General features: G+C 63.6%; 12 protein-coding genes. 8 read left to right on the top strand and 4 right to left on the bottom strand.

Annotation, left to right across the window (positions count from 1 at the left end):
* Positions 1 to 644: 644 nt before the first annotated feature.
* Positions 645 to 833: a hypothetical protein gene (locus ABDW49_RS03065; RefSeq protein ID WP_343609632.1), complete on the top strand. Its 189-nt coding sequence runs from the start codon at positions 645 to 647 to the stop codon at positions 831 to 833.
* 60 nt (positions 834 to 893) lie between these two features.
* Here the strand turns inward: ABDW49_RS03065 and ABDW49_RS03060 are convergent, their stop codons facing one another.
* Positions 894 to 1,277 carry a hypothetical protein gene (locus ABDW49_RS03060; RefSeq protein WP_343609630.1) on the bottom strand — a complete coding sequence of 128 codons (384 nt, stop codon included), beginning with the start codon at positions 1,275 to 1,277 and terminating at the stop codon, positions 894 to 896.
* Positions 1,278 to 2,142: 865 nt separating this feature from the next.
* Here ABDW49_RS03060 and ABDW49_RS03055 point away from each other — a divergent pair.
* Positions 2,143 to 2,445 carry a hypothetical protein gene (locus ABDW49_RS03055; protein WP_343609628.1) on the top strand — a complete coding sequence of 101 codons (303 nt, stop codon included), beginning with the start codon at positions 2,143 to 2,145 and terminating at the stop codon, positions 2,443 to 2,445.
* Between the two features lie 203 nt (positions 2,446 to 2,648).
* Here ABDW49_RS03055 and ABDW49_RS03050 read toward each other — a convergent pair whose 3' ends face one another.
* The 3 genes from ABDW49_RS03050 to ABDW49_RS03040 form a co-directional block, all read right to left on the bottom strand.
* Positions 2,649 to 3,581: a magnesium transporter CorA family protein gene (locus tag ABDW49_RS03050; RefSeq protein WP_343609626.1), complete on the bottom strand. Its 933-nt coding sequence runs from the start codon at positions 3,579 to 3,581 to the stop codon at positions 2,649 to 2,651.
* A 125-nt stretch (positions 3,582 to 3,706) separates the two neighbouring features.
* Entirely contained in the window at positions 3,707 to 5,974 is a 2,268-nt protein-coding gene (locus tag ABDW49_RS03045) for an NADP-dependent malic enzyme (RefSeq protein WP_343609624.1), read from the bottom strand.
* Between the two features lie 287 nt (positions 5,975 to 6,261).
* Complete coding sequence (locus ABDW49_RS03040) at positions 6,262 to 7,515, bottom strand: acyltransferase (protein ID WP_343609622.1); 1,254 nt, start codon at positions 7,513 to 7,515, stop codon at positions 6,262 to 6,264.
* Between the two features lie 449 nt (positions 7,516 to 7,964).
* Here ABDW49_RS03040 and ABDW49_RS03035 point away from each other — a divergent pair, with 449 nt between their 5' ends.
* From ABDW49_RS03035 to ABDW49_RS03010, 6 genes are all read left to right on the top strand, one after another.
* A complete protein-coding gene (locus ABDW49_RS03035) occupies positions 7,965 to 10,553 on the top strand; it encodes an HWE histidine kinase domain-containing protein (RefSeq protein ID WP_343609621.1) in 2,589 nt (862 codons plus the stop codon).
* A 189-nt stretch (positions 10,554 to 10,742) separates the two neighbouring features.
* On the top strand, positions 10,743 to 13,934 hold the full coding sequence (locus ABDW49_RS03030) for a family 78 glycoside hydrolase catalytic domain (protein WP_343609620.1): 3,192 nt from the start codon (positions 10,743 to 10,745) through the stop codon (positions 13,932 to 13,934).
* 204 nt (positions 13,935 to 14,138) lie between these two features.
* Positions 14,139 to 14,966, top strand: a complete 828-nt coding sequence (locus ABDW49_RS03025; RefSeq protein WP_343609618.1) for an alpha/beta hydrolase — start codon at positions 14,139 to 14,141, stop codon at positions 14,964 to 14,966.
* A gap of 21 nt (positions 14,967 to 14,987) precedes the next feature.
* The gene (locus ABDW49_RS03020; protein WP_343609617.1) at positions 14,988 to 15,605 is read left to right on the top strand and encodes a M17 family peptidase N-terminal domain-containing protein; all 618 of its coding nucleotides are present in this window, start codon (positions 14,988 to 14,990) and stop codon (positions 15,603 to 15,605) included.
* Between the two features lie 11 nt (positions 15,606 to 15,616).
* Positions 15,617 to 16,021, top strand: a complete 405-nt coding sequence (locus tag ABDW49_RS03015; RefSeq protein ID WP_343609616.1) for a hypothetical protein — start codon at positions 15,617 to 15,619, stop codon at positions 16,019 to 16,021.
* Positions 16,022 to 16,049: 28 nt separating this feature from the next.
* On the top strand, positions 16,050 to 16,748 hold the full coding sequence (locus ABDW49_RS03010; RefSeq protein WP_343609614.1) for a YoaK family protein: 699 nt from the start codon (positions 16,050 to 16,052) through the stop codon (positions 16,746 to 16,748).
* The last annotated feature ends 11 nt before the right edge of the window (positions 16,749 to 16,759 follow it).

Below are 16,759 nucleotides of genomic sequence, written 5' to 3'. Positions count from 1 at the left end.
ATGCGGCAGCTATCCGCGCTTTGGATTTGTAAGCGTACTGTCCGGATACGACAACATTGCGGACGTTTCTTCACATGTTAGAGTAGGCATATGTTCGCTGCTGACACGCCGCCCGCTTTAAGTTCCCCCGCGCCACAGAGCAGGCGTGTCATCGGCATTATGGCAACAGGGCCGCAGGCCGATCTTGACCGTTTGGAAGCATCCACGAAAGAGATCGGCCTTCCTTGTAGGCAAATGGACGGGCCGAATGGCCACGAGCTGGCCGTTGCATTTCCGCCGGGTTCTGATCCCGCCAAAATTGGGAGGTATCTCTCAGATCTTCAGTCCGGAAAATTCAGTGCATTGAAATTTCGTTCCGCCGTTGCCCCGAACCAATAGAAGCGTCCGCCCCCCAACCCTTCTGCCATTGCCCTACCAGACGGATGTTCCGAAAATTGCCCTAGGGTCAGATTTGTCGCGGAGGGCAGATATCGGCATTTGGGCAGAAAAAGCAGGCTTACCGGACACGACAACATTGCGGACATGATGAAATCCTCTACATTATAAAAATGGTCGATTTCATATTTCCTGTTTCGGTAACGCTATACATCGGGCTTTCACTCTGGATGCTAGTCCGTGGCTGGCCAATTCGAGCTGGGATAACCATGATCTTTACCGCACTTTCTCCATGGTTTATTTGGTTAACTTCCATCGAAGGGCGGTTAGGGGCCGGAGCGGGGATCGCTATGATGATAACGGCGGCAATGCTTCTCTTAGCCCTCGTACCGATTGGAATTGGCTTATGTCTTGCCGTGGCAAAGCTATTTCAGTTCAAAGAAAAGCAGATTGATTGAATGTCTGCTCCCTCCAACATAGCGGAACAAACTGCCTTTCCGGAGCCGACAACAAAGCGGTCATTGCCAAAGATGACTTAAGGCGATTGTCAGACCTACGGCGCAGAAACCGCACACCAGCAACCGCCAGTCCAAGCGCCTACCACCCAGTAGCAACGTGTCTGCCGTTACTTGGGTCGGATCAACCCCCGTCTGTCGGGTGATCGCCTGACAAAAATTACCCCAAGTTTCCTTTGAACCAGCTTCGTGATCTGGAAGTGCTTGTTGTAGAGCGTGAAACACATGACCCACAGTTGTCCATTGATTGGCATCTTTGAGGTCGAGGTTAACACCAAACTGACGTTCAACATCCTCTATGGCGTTTATTTCATCGCCATCGCCGCCGAGGCCCAGACTCATTGGCGGATGATTTCCAGCGTTCGACATTCCCGGCATGATACGCATTTATGCTCGAGGTACAACGTCCGCTCCCCCCAACACGGCGGAAGAAGCGGGCTTTCCTGTCACGGCAACTTTGCGGATGTTTGAACGAAGAATCCGATATTGATCGTCGCCAGGCATCCAGTCATAAACGAAGCCATGGCTAATCGTTCAAACATGCAAATCTTAGCGGGATGCGCGGCATTGATCAGTATCGCTGGCTGCTCATCGCGCCCGTTCGACAAGAGCGATATTAAAAAATATACTAGTATCGAACTATGCCCTGCAGCGTCTGTGCATGATCTCACCGCGCGGGAAGAGTATGATACAATTCCGGGTTTCTCTTATCATGTTTCGGTAGAAATGCCACATATATGCGTCCATTCATTCTTAGAGCAACTGGCCATGCTGTCACCAAGAGAATGTTCGCCTGAACGGGTCGAGTCCTCCGGGTGTTTCGTGCAAGATGCATTTCCATCAGCTTCTAAACATACAACTATAACAATCCGGCCAACTGGATCGGGTCGTTTTGATATGCGATTTGTAGAGTGATCTGACCTGGAATAGAACGTACGCCCCCCTGACATAGAGGGAAAAGCGGACCTACCGGACACGACAACGTTGCGGACATTTTCGGCAGGGATTAAGATCATCAGATGCTTCCATTCGACCCCGACGACAGTGCCCCTCAGGCAAGAGGATACCGCTTATACAAGCGAATGGGTCTGACTGGTGCTTTATTGATTGGGCTCTTGGTTGTCTTCAATTTGATGGGCACAGCGCTGGGAATTGGCGGCTAACCCCAACATACCGGGAAAAGTGGGCTTTCCAGTCACGACAACATTACAGACGTTGGCAAAGAAGCCTTTGACGGGCTAAGGCCCTTCGCATGAAAAAGCGCGATCCCTTCATTAGGCTTTCCTATTTTGTCGCAAAATTCCGGTGGTTAGCAATGATTGCAGGGTTTTTTCTGGCAGTGTCTAATGCCAAAATCATTACTGTAATTGCAATCATGGGTCCTTATTTTTTGATCTTTGCCGTTTTGGGTTTTTATTGCACAAAAGCGAGGTGCCGATCATGTGGGGTAAACCCTTTTCAGGACCTGTTCGATAAATCTAAGCCATCTGTAAAAATGAGCGATTTCGATTCGAGCGGCAATGCCGAATGCCCAAATTGTGGGGAGCTTCTTTAATTTTTTAATGAGGGCGTTCGACCAGTGAGGCAATGTCCGCTCCCCCTAACTTCGCGGCCATTCAACTTCCGCGAAGCGGCTTATAATAGCTGCCACATTGCGTCCGACACCCAACGCCGAACCCGAAGCGCAAACGCTAACAATAAAGGGATTGCAAAGGGCGATGGCCCTTTGCCCGCCGGAGGCAAAACCTCCTGAAAACCCTAAATCCAGTCCCGCCACTTGAACCACAGATACGGCACCACCGCCGACAGCACGCACAGCCCCAGCGCATAGGGATAGCCCCAGCTCCACCCCAGCTCGGGCATGTTCTTGAAGTTCATGCCATAGATGCCCACGATCAGCACCGGCGGGATGCCCACCACCGAGGCCACCGTCAGCAGCTTGACCACATCGTTCTGCTCGATGCTGATCAGCCCCGTCGCGGCATCCTGGATCAGCTGGATCCGCCCCGACAAGCTCACCTCGAACTCATCCAGAGACGCGATATCGTGCCCCACCGCCGAGAGCCGGTCCTGAATGTCCTGATCGAGCTTTGGGGTGCAGCGGTCCCCCACGAAGCTGACCATCCGCCCCATGCTCAGAAACATGTAGCGCACGCGTGAGGCGCGATCGTTGGCGCGCCCGATGGTGCGGATCGTCTTGCGCAAAATGCGGGTCTCCCGCGCCAGACCGCCCTCGCCCAGATCGTCGAAGAACACCGTCTGGGCGACATCGCCCACCAGCTCGGCGGCGTGTTCGAGGTGATCGGCGGCGCGGTCCACCGCCTCTTCCAGCAGCCGGACCAGCGCCAGCGGCGGGGTGAGATCCTGTGCCTCGGCAAGCTCCTTGGTCATCGCCTCGAACAGGTCCAGCTGGGCATAGCGCACCGTCACCAGCACCTTGGGCGACAGGATGAAACCGGTCGGCGCGATCTCCCATTGCGGGGTGCCGGTGCGGGCCAGCAGGGGCACGCTCATGTAGAGCGTGTCGCCATCGGCGCGCAGGCGGCTGGTGGATTCGATCTCGCGCAGGGCGGCGCGGTCGGGCACCTTGATGCCGTAATTCTGCTCGATACGGCTGATATCGGCCTCATCGGGCATCAGCAGGTCGATCCAGACCGGATTGGCGGCATCAGAAGGAATCGCTGTGAGCATCGTCTGTCCGTTTCTTCCTGTCCCCTGCATACCAACAGATTGAAACAGCTGAGGTTGCCGCGCAAAGGAAAAGACCGGCGAGGTCACCCCGCCGGTCTTTTCTCTCATCGCGCCGGACGAAGGCTTTACTGGCGGTGGCAGACTTCGGCCGCCGCGATGGTCGTCAGGTTGAGGATGCCGCGCGCGGTCACGCCGGGCGTCAGCACATGGATCGGCTTGGACAGGCCCATCAGCATCGGCCCCACGGTGGGCGAGCTGGAGGAGGCCGCCAGCGCCGTCAGCGTGATGTTGGCCGCATCCAGATTGGGCATGACCAGCAGGTTCGCCGGGCCTTCGAGCGGGCTGTCGGCCACCAGCGTTTCGCGCAGGCGCTGCGACAAGGCGGCATCGGCATGCATTTCGCCATCGACCTGCAGGTCCGGCGCCTGCTGCTTCACCAGCTTGAAGGCGGCGCGCATCTTGCGCGCGCTGGGGCTGTGGGAAGAGCCGAAGTTCGAATGCGAAAGCAGCGCCACGCGCGGCGTCAGGCCGAATTGCGCGACACGGCTGGCGGCCAAAATCGTCATTTCGGCGATCTGCTCGGGCGTGGGGTCAGGCACCAGATGGGTGTCGGTGATGAACAGCGCACCGGCATCGAGGATCAGCCCCGACAGCGCATAGACGCGCTGCAGTCCGGGAAGCGGATCGATGGTCTGCAGCACATGCTCGATCTGGCTCCAATATTCGGACTTGCCGCCCACCAGCGCGGCATCGACGCGGCCGGTGCGCAGCAGCATCGCCGCCGTCACCGTGGGGCGGCGATAGACATGGCGCGCGATTTCCTGCGAGGGCACGCCCTTGCGCGCGGCGATCTGGCGATAGGCATCGACCAGCGGGCGCAGGATCTCGTGATCGGTTTCGGGGTCGATCACCTCGACATCGCGGTCCAGCGCGAAACGCAGGTTGAGATCAGGCATGATCTTCGAAAGGATGCGGCGGCGCCCGACGATGGTCGGCTTGGCCAGCCCTTCGTCCAGCACGTCCTGAATGGCGCGCAGCACGCGCTCATCCTCGCCCTCGGCATAGACCACGCGCTTCTGGCTGCCGCGCGCGGCCTCGAACACCGGCATCATCAGCTGGGTCGAGCGCAGGTTCTGCTCGGCCAGCGAACGGCGATAGGCGTCGAGGTCGATGGTCTTGCGCGCCACGCCGCTGTCCATCGCCGCCTTGGCGACGGCGGGAGCGATTTCGGAAATCAGGCGCGGATCGAAGGGCGTGGGGATGATGTATTCCGCGCCGAAGGTCAGGCGGCGGCCGCCATAGGCCTGGGCCACGCTTTCATGCGCGGGCAGACGCGCCAGCGAGGCGATGGCCTCGGCCGCGGCGGCCTTCATCTCCTCATTGATCGCCGTGGCGCCGACATCGAGCGCGCCGCGGAAGATGTAGGGGAAGCACAGGACGTTGTTGACCTGATTGGGATAATCCGAACGCCCGGTGGCGACGATGGCGTCGGGGCGCTGCTCGCGCACCACCTCGGGGCGGATTTCCGGCTCGGGATTGGCGAGCGCGAAGATCAGCGGCTTTTCGGCCAGCAGCGGCAGCCACTCGGGCTTCAACACACCCGGCGCCGAGAGGCCGAGGAACACATTCGCGCCCGGCAGCACTTCGGGCAGGGCGCGCGCGTTGGTCTCGCGCGCATAGCGGGCCATGTTGGGGGCCATGCCCTCACGCCCGGCATGGATCACACCATCCTTGTCGGTCAGCGTCACATTCTCGATCCGCAGCCCCATCGAGACCAGCAGATCGACACAGGCCAAGGCAGCAGCGCCCGCGCCCGAGGTGACCAGCTTGACCTCGGACAGCTCCTTGCCCTGAAGCACCAGCGCATTGCGCACGCCGGCGGCGACCACGATGGCGGTGCCGTGCTGGTCGTCATGAAACACCGGGATGTTCATGCGCTTCTTCAGCTCGGCCTCGATGAAGAAGCATTCGGGGGCCTTGATGTCCTCAAGGTTGATGCCGCCGAAGGTCGGCTCCAGCAGGGCGACCGCATCGATGAACTTTTGCGGATCGGTGGTGTCGACCTCGATGTCGAACACGTCGATGTCGGCGAATTTCTTGAAGAGCACCGCCTTGCCCTCCATCACCGGCTTGGAGGCCAGCGCGCCGATCGCGCCCAGACCCAGCACCGCCGTACCGTTGGAGATCACCGCGACCAGATTGCCGCGCGCGGTGTATTCCAGCGCCTTGTCGGGGTCGGCGGCGATTTCGGTGCAGGGGATGGCGACGCCCGGCGAATAGGCCAGCGCCAGATCGCGCTGGTTGACCATGCGCTTGGTCGGCTCGATGCTGAGTTTGCCCGGCTTGGGATAGCGGTGATAATCGAGTGCGGCGCGGTAAAGCGTATCGTCCATCTTCAAACCTTGAGCAAGGGCAGCAGGAGTACCCGGCAGGAATGCCCGGCAGACACGCAAGTGGTCCTATGCCTTATGCATACGAACCCGCTGCGCGAGTCAGGGCCTTAACCCATTCATCTTCCCGAGGCGAGAGCGAAGAAACACGAGTTTGACGCGGGGCTGGTTGCAATTTTTGCATGCCTTTGGCTGCGCAACAAACGCGCAACAAAAAGCTGCCCGGTCTGCAAAAATCCACCCCGCAACCCGGACCGCCGGTTGCATATCCCGCAAGCTTGCGCCCCTTGTCAGGCCAGCCGGGGCTTGAGAAAAAAACGTTCGAGCAGCATGCGGGTGACGCGGGCGAGCGGCACCTCCAGCTTGCGATGGCACAGATCGGCCAGCAGCACCGTCACCAGCGTCGCCCCCAGACACAGCGCCAGCCGGCAGAGGATCTGCATCGCCCCCGCCCCGCTGTGCGTCGGATCGCGCCCCATCACCAGCATCGACAGGTCGAGCAGCCCCTCGATCACCGCGAAATGCAGCAGATAGCCCGAATAGGACGCCCGCCCGATCCGCACCAGCCAGGGCCAGCTCAGCATGGCAGGCAGCCAGCCGCGCCCTGCTGCCGCCATCGCCACGCAGCCCACCCCCAGCATGGTGGCGGCCGAAAAGATGAAGGCGCCGCGCCCCTGCCCCATGCCGTCGCCCGACAGGATCTTCTGCACCACCTCCACGCCCCGCGCGCCCAGATGATGGTTCACCAGCGCATAGGCGGTGACCAGCAGCGCCATCGCCATCACCCCCAGCATCATCAGCAGACCAGCCTGCTGCGGCCCGATCCGCTGCCGATAGAGCGCCAGCAGCCCGCCCGCGGCAAAGGCATCGAAATGCAGGAAGGAGAGATGCGCCGACTGGTTGAAATGCTGCAACTGGCCGATCAGCGCGATGCGCCCCAGCAGGCATCCCACGACCACCCCCGCCAGACAGCGCTTGAGCGCCCCATCGGACAGCAGCACGATGGCGATCCCCGCCAGCGCGTAGAACTGCATCTCCACCGAGATGGTCCAGAGATGGGTGGTAGGCACCACCGATATTTCGGGATGATCCAGCAGATAGAAATTATAGGTAAAGCTGGCCTGCGACAGGATCTCCCACGGGTCATCCGGCCCCGGCAGCCAGAAGGTGGCCAGCCCGGCCAGCGCCACATAGGCCCAATAGAGGGGGATGATCCGCGCCGCGCGGCGGATGTAGAAACCCGCCAGCGCCGCCCCTTTATCCCGCCCGGTGCCCGCGCGCAGATTGCCGCGACGGATCGAGAGCGTCACGACGAAGCCCGACATCACATAGAAGATCCACACCCCCAGCCAGCCGATGGGGAAGATATCGGTATGCTGCGCGATCACCGCCGCCATCGCCAGCGCCCGCAAGGCATCGATCCGGTCGTAGCGCCCCTTCTCCCTGCCGGGCAGCGGGCCACTCGCGCAGGATGGCGGCGGGCTCGCCGGATGCGGGGGCGGGAGCTTGGCCATCAGCCTCGGGCTTGTCAGAATGGAGTCCATCGCAGTCCCTTCCCGGCCCCGCCGACCGGGCTTACGCACCGGCACCATGCATACGGCTTGCATGCGGCGTTTTGACGGATCGCCGCAAACAGAGTCTGACGTAACACCCCGTCTCACGAATGGAATGTGGCGAAACCTCCGAAGCGGAGCGATGCCCACGGCTCCCCTCTCGCATCCGCTGCCCCATACCGGGCCGAGGCGCCCGCGAAATGCCCAAAGCGGATGCTTCACGCCGTGATGCGGTGCCCGCCCCGCAAAGCCCGGCTCCCGAAAGCCCGTAGCGCGCGCCCCTTGCCGCCTTCTGCTTGACGCGGCCCGCCGACCGGCCCACAGCCCTGCGCTCAGTCCCCCTGACACGCAAGAGCAAGGCGCTGTGGGAACGGGACATTGTTCCGTGCATTCCCTCTGCGGGTTCCAAGCGTCTTTCCGAAAGTCAGGACAAAGCCTCAGTGTCAGAACAAGCGCAGACGGTCGATCTTACCAATTGCGATCGCGAGCCCATTCACCTGCTGGGCGCCATCCAGCCTTCGGGCTTCCTGCTGGCGCTGACGTCGGACTGGCTGGTGGCGCGCGTCTCGGCCAACATCGGCGACTATCTGGGGGTCTCGCCCGATCAGTTGATCGGCCAGCCTCTCGCCGATTTCGTGCCGCGCGTGCTGATCCACAATCTGCGCAACCGCGTCGCCTGCCTCACCAACCCCGACATGGTCGAGCGCATGTTCGGCGCCACCTTCACCGAGGATGGGCGCTATTACGACATCGCCATCCACATTTCCGGCGGCCAGATCGTGCTGGAGGCCGAACCCGGCGCGCAGCACAATGGCGATGCCAATGGCACGGTGCGCAGTCTGATCGTGCGGCTCGACGCCCAGCCCGACCTGCCCTCCTTCTACCGCGAGGGTGCCCGCCAGATCCGCGCCCTGCTCGGCTACGACCGGGTGATGGTCTACAAATTCGCCCCCGACGGCTCGGGCGAGGTGGTGGCCGAGGCCTGTCGTTCGGGCATCGGCAGCTTCAAGGGGCTGCATTACCCCGCCAGCGACATTCCCCAGCAGGCCCGCCAGCTCTACAAGCGCAACCTGCTGCGGCTGATCCGCGATGTGCGCGCGCAGCCGGTGCCGATCATCCCCGCGCTGGACGCCAACCGCAAGCCGCTGGATCTGTCGCTGTCGGTGCTGCGTTCGGTCTCACCGATCCATATCGAATATCTGAAAAACATGGGGGTCGATGCCTCGCTGTCGATCTCGATCGTGGTCGATGGCGAGCTGTGGGGCCTCTTCGCCTGCCACCATTACGCGCCGCGCGCGCCCAGCTTCGAATTGCGCTCGCTGAGCGAACTCTTCGCCCAGATGTTCGCCATGCGGCTGGAAAGCCGCGAGCGCCGCGAACTGGTCGAGTATGAGCGCCGCGCCCGCGACATTTCCGACCAGTTGCTCAGCGCCGTGGCCTCGGACGAGACGCTGCTCAACGATCCCGACTGGCTGGGCGATATTCTGACGAACGCCATCCCCGCCGATGGTGTGGGCGTGTGGATCAACGGCGGCTATGCCTTTTCGGGCATCACCCCGCCCACCGACGATTTCCGCCGCATCATCCGCGCGCTCAACGGCACGGCGGCGGGCAAGGTCTATGCCACCGATCATATCGGCTCGCTGGTCGATGGGGCAGAGACCTTCGCCGACCTCGCCTCGGGCCTGCTGGCGATCCCCATCTCGCGCTCGCCGCGCGACTATGTGGTGCTGTTCCGGCGCGAGTTGCGCGCATCGGTGCGCTGGGCGGGCGATCCGCACAAGCCGGTCACCTATGGCCCCAACGGCCCGCGCCTGACCCCGCGCGAAAGCTTCGCCGAATGGCATGAGCTGGTCGAGGGCAAGTCCACCCCCTTCACCCCCTCGCAGATCCGCGTGGCCGAAACCCTGCGCGCCACGCTGATCGAGGTGGTGCTGCGCCTGGCCGATGAGGCCACCGCGCATCGCCATCAGGCCAATGCCCGGCAGGAGCTGCTGATCGCCGAACTCAACCACCGGGTGCGCAACATTCTGGGCGTGATCCGGGGCCTGATCCGGCAGTCGCAACCCGATGAGGAGGCGGTGAAGGATTTCGTGCGCGTGGTCGACGGGCGCATCCACGCGCTGGCCCGCGCCCACAACCAGATCACCGACGACCACTGGGGGCCCGCCCCTCTGGAGGCGCTGATCGAGGCCGAGGCCGCCGCCTTTGCCGCTGACAAGGAAAGCTCGATCCTGTCGGACGGGCCGCCGATCCTGCTCAACCCTCAGGCCTATTCCTCCATGGCGCTGGTGGTCCACGAACTGGTCACCAACTCCACCAAATATGGCAGCCTGTCAGGCCAGGGCGAGGTCCATATCACATGGCATCGCGACGATGCCGGCGACCTGCGCTTCGAATGGGTGGAAAGCGGCGGCCCGCTGGTCAAACCCCCGCGCCGCAAGGGTTTCGGCACCACCATCATCGAACGCTCGGTCCCCTATGATCTGGGCGGCACGGCGGACATCAGCTACGATCCCGACGGGGTGAAGGCGCGCTTCTGCATCCCGGCGCGCCATGTGTCCGAACGCAAGAATTTTGCAGGCAAGAAGATCCGCATCCCTCACGCCCATGTGCATGAGCCCTTCTCCTTCGCGCCCAATTTCCTGTCGGGCAAATCGGTGCTGCTGGTGGAAGACAGCCTGATCATCGCGCTGGATGCCGAGGATATTCTGGTGCGCTTCGGCGCCACCATCGCCACGGCCTCCACCACCGAGGCGGCGCATGATATCCTCGATGACAGCAAGCCCGATCTGGCGATCCTTGACATCAATCTGGGCGACCGCAACAGCTTCGGCATCGCCAGCCGATTGCTGGATATGGGCGTGCCCTTCTTCTTCGCCTCGGGCTATGGCGAGCAGGCGCAATTGCCGATGGAGCATCGCTCAAGGCTGGTGGTGCAGAAGCCCTACACCACCGCCAACATCGGTCGCGCCGTGGTCGAACTGCTGGGGCTGGAAGCCGACGCCGGGGCCCTGCCCCTCGGGTAAAAACAACATAAATTTCATGGCTGTAAAAATGTGCAGGACGCAAGGGGCCGGGCTGCGCCATGATGCTGCCCGTCACAGGCCTGCCCCCCGCCTGCGCGTGCGATCCACCTGAGGCGGACCACCGGCGGAGGGAGCGCGCCCCAATGGGAGAGCAGACCCTTGTCGATGGATACAAGCCGGCGCGGTTTCATGGCGATCACCGGTGCCAGCGCCCTTGCCGCCCCCGCGCTCAAAGCGGCAACCCCGGTGGCTCTGGCGGTCGAGAACCTTCAGGCCGACTGCCTGACCGAGCCGCGCGCGCTCCACAGCGAGAAGGTGCGCCTGTCATGGACCCTGCAGGCGGCGCGGCGCGGCACGCTGCAGCGCGCTTACCGCATCGGCGTGGCCAGCACGCCCGAAGGCGCCCGCTCCGGCCATTTCGACCTGTGGGACAGCGGCAGGATCGAAAGCCGCCAGAGCCTCGATATTCCCTATGGCGGCGCGCCCCTGCCCTCCCGCGCGCGCTGCTTCTGGACGGTGACAGTCTGGGACGATCAGGGCCACACCGCCACCAGCACCCCCGCCAGTTGGGAGATGGGCCTGCTGACGCCCGAGGACTGGAAGAGCGGCTGGATCGCCGCCGAAACCGCGCTCCTGCGTGAGGACCGGCTGGCAGGCCTGCGCTGGATGCGCGGCGCGCAGGGCACTGGCAACAAGGATGGCCGCAGCTTCCGTCTGGATTTCGAACTGCCAGAAGCGGCAGAGCTGACCATCTACCATTGCGCCAACCGCCCCGCCGAGGGGATGATCGACGACAGCGCTCTGACGATCCGCCACGATGCCATGCGCTTTGGCCCGCAGCAGACCGACCGCCTTGTGACGCAGGTGCAGGCCGGGCACCACACAATCGCGCTTTTCCTCAAGCCCGATGCTGATGCGGCCCCCACCGCCCCCGCTCCCCATGTCGCCGTGCTGATCCGCGCCAAGTTCGCCTCGGGCAAGGTGCTGCGCTTCACCGGTGAGCATCTGCGCAGCATGGCGGGCAAGCCTGCCGACTGGGCCAGGGCTAGCGCCGATCTGTCCGCATGGGGCCCCGCCACCCCCGATGAGGACAGCGCGAAATTCCCCGGCCATGGCGCCTTTCTGCTGCGCCGCCCCTTCACGGCAGCGCGCGCCATCCGCTCGGCGCGCCTTTATGTGGCGGCGATGGGGGCCTATGTGCCCTTCCTCAACGGGCAGAAGGTGGGCGATGCGCTGCTTGCTCCGGAATGGACCGATTTCAGCAGGCATGTGCTCTACCGCGCCTATGACGTGACCAATCTGGTCAAGCCCGGCGCCAATATGCTGGGCGCGATGGTCGGCGATGGCTGGTACGGCTCCTATATGGCGCCGGCGGGGCGCTATGGCTTTGGCGGCCCGCCGCTGCGGCTGCGCGCCCAGCTTGAGCTGGACTACAGCGATGGCGGCAAGGAGATCGTCGCTTCCGATCAGGGCTGGTCGGTCAGCCCCTCGGCCATCCTGGCCTGCGACATGTATGATGGCGAGCAGGTCGACAGCCGGCTGGAGCAGCAGGGCTGGTCCACCACCGCCTTCCGCCCCGACCAGCGCTGGGAAGCGGCCCCCGCCATCGAAACGCCCGCAGTGCCGCTGATCGGCTCGGCGGTGCAGCCCATCGCCACCTCGCAAAGCCTGCGCGCCAAGACCGTGACGCCGCATGGCAGCGGATCGGTCGTGGTGGATTTCGGGCAGAATTTCGCGGGCTGGGTGAAGCTGAAGACCAGGGGCGAGGCCGGGCGCCGCATCACCATCCGCTTTGCCGAACTGCTTCAACCCGATGGCGCGGTCGATCAGTCCAATCTGCGCTCGGCCCGCGCGATGGACAGTTGGGTGCTGCGCGGCGATCCCTCGGGCGAAAGCTTCGAGCCGCATTTCACCTATCACGGCTTCCGCTATGTGCAGATCGATGGCCTCGCCGGGCCGCTCGGCGCCGGCGATGTCGAGGGGGTCGTGGTGCATTCCAGCCTGCCCGAGACCGCCACGCTGTCGCTGCCGCATTACGTGCCCCAGCGCATGTGGCAGAACGGGCTGTGGAGCCAGCGCTCGAACTTCATGGGCATCCCCACCGACTGCCCCCAGCGCGATGAAAGGCTGGGCTGGATGGGCGACGCGCATGTCTTCTGGGACGCGGCGTGCTTCAACATGGACACCGCCGCCTTCACCCGCAAATTCATGCGCGACGTGCGCGATGCCCAGCGCGACGACGGCTCCTTCCCCGACATCGCCCCCAACAACGACCGCGAGCATTTCACCCCGCCCGGCTCCTCGCCCGGCTGGGGCGATGCCGGGGTGTTCCTGCCCTGGACGAGCTGGCGCCGCTATGGCGACACCAGCGTCATCGACGAACACTGGAGCGCGATGGAGCGCTTCCTTGCCTCGATCCACACCGCCAATCCGGATCTGCTGTGGAAGAACGGGCGCGGCAATGATTTCGGCGACTGGCTGGCGCTGGACGCCAAGCAGCCCGGCGACCCGACCACGCCCAAGGATCTGATCGGCACCGCCTTCTGGAAGGCCTGCGCCGATGCTATGGTCGACATGGCTCAGGCCACCGGGCGCGGCGAGGCGGTGGAGCGTTATCGCACCCTGTCAGGCGCCATCACGCAGGCCTTTGCCAAGGCCTATGTCCAGAGCGACGGGCGGATCGGCAATGGATCGCAGACCGGCTATATTCTGGCGCTGCATTTCGACCTTTTGCCTGAAGGCCAGCGCAAGGCGGCGGCCGATCTGCTGGTGGCGGATATCGCGCGGCGCGGCACGCTGCTTTCGACCGGCTTTCTGGGCACGCCCTACAGCCTCGATGTGCTGGCCGATGCCGGGCATGGCACGCTGGTCTATGACCTGCTGCTGCGCACGGCATACCCCTCATGGGGCTATATGATCGCCAAGAACGCCACCACCATCTGGGAGCGGTGGAACGGCGACACCGGCGATCTCTCGATGAATTCCTACAACCATTATGCGCTGGGGGCGGTGGCGGGCTTCATGTTCCGGCGGCTGGCGGGGATCGATCCGCTCGAGCCGGGCTTTGCGCGCTTCCGCTTCGATCCGGTCCATGATGCGCGCATGCCCTCGGGCGGAGCGCGTTACCAGAGCCGCCGTGGCCTGATCGCCACCGACTGGAAGCGGGGCGGCGATGGCAGCTTTACGCTGGACATCACCATTCCCGCCAACACGCAGGGGCGGCTGCATCTGCCCGCGCGCGCGGCCACGCAGGTCAGCGAGGGAGGGCGCCCCATCGCCGGGCGGGCCGAGATCAAGCCGGTTGCGGGTGAGGGCAAGCTTGTCCTCGATGTCGGTTCGGGCACCTATCGCTTCAGGGTGAATGGCGCCGACTTCACCTGAAATACCCACGTTTATCGCGACACAAGGCGGTCATGGTTCCTCCATGGCCGCCTTTCTTTTGCGCCACCCACCGTTCAATTTTATCGAACATCTTGAACTTCTTTATGCGGGTTATCCGGAAAGAAGGTCTGACCTAAACAGGCTTCAGCAGCGGCGAACCAAACAGCGCTGCCCCGGATTTCACGCCCGTTCAGGAGACAAACCATGCCCTTCATCACCACCACCGACGGCACCGAGATTTTCTACAAGGACTGGGGCGCGAAAGACGCCCAGCCCATCGTCTTCCACCATGGCTGGCCGCTCAGCAGCGACGACTGGGACGCGCAGATGATGTTCTTCCTTGCCAAGGGCTACCGCGTCATCGCCCATGACCGCCGGGGCCATGGCCGCTCGACGCAGGCCGCCACCGGACACGATATGAACACCTATGTCGCCGATGTGACGGCCCTGACCGATGCGCTGGACCTGAAAAACGCCATCCATATCGGCCACTCGACCGGCGGCGGCGAGGTGGCTCGCTATGTGGCCCAGGCCAAGCCGGGCCGGGTCGCCAAGGCGGTGCTGGTCAGCGCGGTCTCGCCGATCATGGTGCGGTCGGACAACAACCCCGATGGCGTCCCGATGGAGGTCTTCGACATGGTGCGCGAACAGACCGCCACCAACCGCAGCCAGTTCTTCTATGACTTCACCCTGCCCTTCTTCGGCTACAACCGCGAGGGTGCCGAGATCAAGGAAGCGGTGCGCCTCAACTGGTGGCGCCAGGGGATGAATGGCGGCGCGCTGGCGCATTATCTGGGCATCGCGGCCTTTTCCGAAACAGACTTCACGGCGGATCTCAAGGCCATCACCGTCCCCACGCTGGTGATGCATGGCGAGGACGATCAGGTCGTCCCCTTCGAGACCACCGGCAAGCTGGCGGCCCGGATCGTGCCCGGCGCCGTGCTCAAATCCTACCCCGGCTATCCCCACGGCATGCCGGTTACCCATGCGGATGTGATCAACGCCGATCTGCTGGCCTTCATCCAGCAGTAAGGCACCGGAAGGAGCAGGCGCATGACCAAGGTTCAAACCATTGGATCGTATCGCGGGGTCTCGGTGGATGTCGCCGGATGGGACAGCACTGCCGCCACTGTCGATCTGTCATGCGCCTGCATGTTCACCCATGAAGCCCATGGTGCCACGCTGGGCGGCGGGCTTGCCCATCTCGATGATGCGCTGGACGGCACACTGACCGCCATGCGCAAGGATGGCCTGTTCAGGGGGGAGCGGGGCGAAAGCCTGTTCCTCTCCGCCCCGCCCTCCGGCGTGGCCGCCAAAGCGCTGCTGGTGATCGGGCTGGGCGCCCCCGAAGACTGGTCACCCGGCGTGATGGCAAGCGTGGCAAGGCAGGCGGTGGGTGCAGCATTTTTCCGCCCGCTGCGCAGCATGGCTCTGGCCGCCAGCATGCTGGATGGCGGGCTGACACCTGCCGAAACCGCCGGGGCCTCCTCGGCCATGCTGCGGGGCCTGACCGAGGCGCTCGATGCCGCCGCTCATCTGCGCGCCATGAATTTTGTCGAGCCCCTCAGGCTGACCCGCTGGGTCTTCGATGTGGGCGTCGAGCGCTTCGATGCCGCCGCCGTGCAGTTCCGCGACGAGCTGGCGGCGATCTCCACCGCCACGGATCGATAGGACCCAATCTCATGCAAGCTGCTCCCCCCGCCCCCGTTGTGACGCAGGAGATCCGCGTGACCGATGCCCAGGGCCATGCCCGCATCCTGCTCTCCGCCAGGGATGGCACGCCCACCATCCAATTGCTGCGCGGCGACGATACGCCCGGCGCCACCATCAGCCTCGATGGTGCGGGACGCCCAGCGATCCGACTGGCCAATCCCGCGGCGAACTCGCCCACGGCCTCGCTGGAGATCGATGACAAGGGTGCCCATGTGAAGTTCGACCGGCCCGGCGGCGCGTCTTCCTATGTCTTTCTCAACAATGCGGGTGGATCGGGCATCGTGCTGATCGATGCCGCCGGTCAGCGCAAGGCCGGGATCGTGCTGGCGCCCGATGGCACCATGTCGGTGCAGGGCATCGCGCCCACGCCGTAACGCCTGCCCTCTTTTCAAGGAAACGCTCATGTCTGCCCCATCCACCCCGCCCCGTTCTTCCCCGCTGCCTCTGCTGCTGTTGCTGCTCTCGGTCACGACGGGCCTTGTCGATGCGATCAGCGTGCTGGGTCTGGGCAAGGTCTTCACCGCCAATATGACCGGCAACATCGTCTTTCTGGGCTTTGCAGCCGTGGGGACGCCGGGCTTTCATCCGCTGTCCTACATCGTGGCGATCGGCGGCTTTCTGGCCGGGGCCTTTGTCGCCGGGCATATCGGCAAGCAGCAGGAGGGTGGCCCGTTGCATCGCTGGCTGATGCGCGCTGCGGTTATCGAAGCCGCGCTGCTGTGGGCCGCCGCTGCGGTCTCGTGTTTCTTCAATGTCGCCACGCAATCCCCCGATGCCGCGCTGCTGAGCATTGTGGTGCTGACCGCTCTGGCGATGGGCTTTCGCAATGCCACGGTGCGCCAGTTGAAGGTACCCGATCTCACCACCACCGTGCTGACCCTGACGCTGACAGGTCTGGCCGCTGACTCCAGCATGGCCGGGGGCGCCAACCCCAACTGGCAGCGCCGGGTTGCCAGTGTGGTCTCCATTTTTGCGGGGGCGGCATTGGGGGCCTTTCTGCTGGCTCATGGTGGGATGGCGCTGCCTCTGGTGCTGGCGGGCGTTCTGATCCTGGGCGGAACGGCGGCCTGCGCGCTGCATCCCTCATCTCGTCAGGGGTAAATCCCTTTCAA

The sequence above is a fragment of the Novosphingobium sp. genome (assembly GCF_039595395.1).
Lineage (GTDB): Bacteria > Pseudomonadota > Alphaproteobacteria > Sphingomonadales > Sphingomonadaceae > Novosphingobium.
Note: the sequence above shows the minus strand (reverse complement) of the source record. Positions and strands in the feature narration are given on the sequence as shown.

Excerpts from the sequence above, each read along its gene's own strand:
- ABDW49_RS03040 (WP_343609622.1), bottom strand. The coding sequence starts at position 7,515 with ATGGACTCCATTCTGACAAGCCCGAGGCTGATGGCCAAGCTCCCGCCC.
- ABDW49_RS03010 (WP_343609614.1), top strand. The coding sequence starts at position 16,050 with ATGTCTGCCCCATCCACCCCGCCCCGTTCTTCCCCGCTGCCTCTGCTG.
- ABDW49_RS03055 (WP_343609628.1), top strand. The coding sequence starts at position 2,143 with ATGAAAAAGCGCGATCCCTTCATTAGGCTTTCCTATTTTGTCGCAAAA.
- ABDW49_RS03020 (WP_343609617.1), top strand. The coding sequence starts at position 14,988 with ATGACCAAGGTTCAAACCATTGGATCGTATCGCGGGGTCTCGGTGGAT.
- ABDW49_RS03050 (WP_343609626.1), bottom strand. The coding sequence starts at position 3,581 with ATGCTCACAGCGATTCCTTCTGATGCCGCCAATCCGGTCTGGATCGAC.
- ABDW49_RS03025 (WP_343609618.1), top strand. The coding sequence starts at position 14,139 with ATGCCCTTCATCACCACCACCGACGGCACCGAGATTTTCTACAAGGAC.
- ABDW49_RS03015 (WP_343609616.1), top strand. The coding sequence starts at position 15,617 with ATGCAAGCTGCTCCCCCCGCCCCCGTTGTGACGCAGGAGATCCGCGTG.
- ABDW49_RS03045 (WP_343609624.1), bottom strand. The coding sequence starts at position 5,974 with ATGGACGATACGCTTTACCGCGCCGCACTCGATTATCACCGCTATCCC.
- ABDW49_RS03030 (WP_343609620.1), top strand. The coding sequence starts at position 10,743 with ATGGCGATCACCGGTGCCAGCGCCCTTGCCGCCCCCGCGCTCAAAGCG.
- ABDW49_RS03065 (WP_343609632.1), top strand. The coding sequence starts at position 645 with ATGATCTTTACCGCACTTTCTCCATGGTTTATTTGGTTAACTTCCATC.
- ABDW49_RS03060 (WP_343609630.1), bottom strand. The coding sequence starts at position 1,277 with ATGCGTATCATGCCGGGAATGTCGAACGCTGGAAATCATCCGCCAATG.